Here is a 1,732-nt window from a genome sequence, read left to right on the forward strand (position 1 = left end):
GACCTTTGTTGATCGATCGCTCGCTGGTGGAGACCGCTCTCCCCGGATACCAGGTCGAAGGCGAACTCGGCCGCGGTGGCTATGGGCTGGTCCTCGGTGGCCGGCATCGGCTGATCGGCCGGAACGTCGCAATCAAGGTGCTGCTCGACACGGCCGGCGACGCGGACCTGCGGGCCCGCTTCCTCTCCGAGGCCCGCGTCCTGGCCGAACTCGACCATCCCCACGTCGTACGCATCCATGACTACATCGAGCATCAGGGCACCTGCCTGCTGGTCATGGAACTGCTGCCCGGCGGCACCCTGCGCCAGCGGTTGGCGACCGGCCCGGTCCCCGCGGAAGCCACCTGCGCGCTGGGTCTTGCCGCCGCGGCGGCGCTGGACGCCGCGCACGCCCACAACGTCCTGCACCGCGACATCAAGCCCGACAACATGATGTTCGCCTCCGACGGGCTGCTCAAGGTGACCGACTTCGGTGTCGCGAAGATTTTCGAAGGGACCGAGACGACCGCCAGCGGGGTTCTCGGGACACCGCGTTACATGGCTCCCGAGCAGATCACCGGGGGACGCCTGTATGCCTCCACCGATCTCTATGCGCTCGGCGGAGTGCTCTACGAGTTACTCGCCCAACGGCCTCTTTTCGGCCGTGCCCTGTCCGTGGGCGCGCTCGTCAACCACCATCTCAATGTCACGCCGCTCCCGCTGGAGGGCATCCCCTCCGCCGTCAACGCGGTCATCATGCGCACGCTGGCCAAGGAACCCGCCGCCCGCTTTGCCGGCGCCACTGAATTCGCCCTCGAACTCGCCCGGGCCGCCACGAGCGCGTTCGGCCCGAACTGGCTCACCCGGTCCGGAGTCAAGGTGCGGCTGGACGACGAGGTGCGACACGTCGCGCTGGGCCAACCGTCCGGGCCGAATGCGCGCGTCCAGGGATCGCCGGCATCGCAACCCCGGCAGCCACAGCAACCCCAGCAGCCACAACAATCCCAGCAAGCCCGGATGCCGGCATCCGGGCCCCAGCCACCGCAACCGTGGCCCGCGGGCGCGCAGCCTCAGTCGGGATGGTCCGGGCCCCAACCGCCCCAGGCATACCAGCCCCCACGCGGCCTCCCGCGCGACAGCCCTGCCGACCCCGGCCCCCGGGCCGATCATTGGGTGCCGCCGTCGGCGTACACACCACCGACCCGGCAGGCCGGCGGGCACACGCCCCCGCACAACAACTTCGAGCCGATGGCGCGGGGGGCGCGGGCGGCATACCCCCCGCCGGGACGCCCCGGTACGGACTGGTGGCAGGCCAACCCGTTCGTCCCCGGCGCCGGGCAGGGCTCCGGGCCGTCCGGACCGCAGGGTGTGCAGCTACCCGGCCCTGCGCAGCCACCCCAGGGACCCGGTCCGGGGTGGCCGAACGAGCGGCGGCGGTCGTCCCGTCGGGTATGGCTCATCGCCGGGGTCGCGTTCACAGCGATCGTCGCGCTGATCATCGGCATCACGCTGCTGGGAACCAGAGGTGGTGACAGCCCGCCCCCACCACACTCGGCGCTGTTCCTGCCGGGCATCGCCTACTCCGGCGCGGCGCTGAGCCTTCCCGAGCTGGACGCGTACGACATCACGATCGACCGGGCGGGCGCACTATACGTCACCGACTGGACCAGTAACCGGGTACGTAAGATCCAGCCTGACGGAACCGTGGTCACCGTCGCCGGTACCGGGACAGCGGGCTTCACCGGGGACGGCGG

The 1,732-nt window shown here is 70.8% G+C and carries 1 protein-coding gene; it reads left to right on the forward strand.

What is annotated here, in order from left to right; all coding sequences use genetic code 11:
• Positions 1-26 precede the first annotated feature (26 nt).
• Positions 27-1,732 (forward strand): serine/threonine-protein kinase (locus tag DD1DGNOD_RS25875; protein ID WP_165037047.1); only part of this gene is annotated, 1,706 nt, incomplete at its 3' end.

This window comes from Candidatus Protofrankia californiensis (assembly GCF_900634765.1).
Classification (GTDB): domain Bacteria; phylum Actinomycetota; class Actinomycetes; order Frankiales; family Frankiaceae; genus Protofrankia; species Protofrankia californiensis.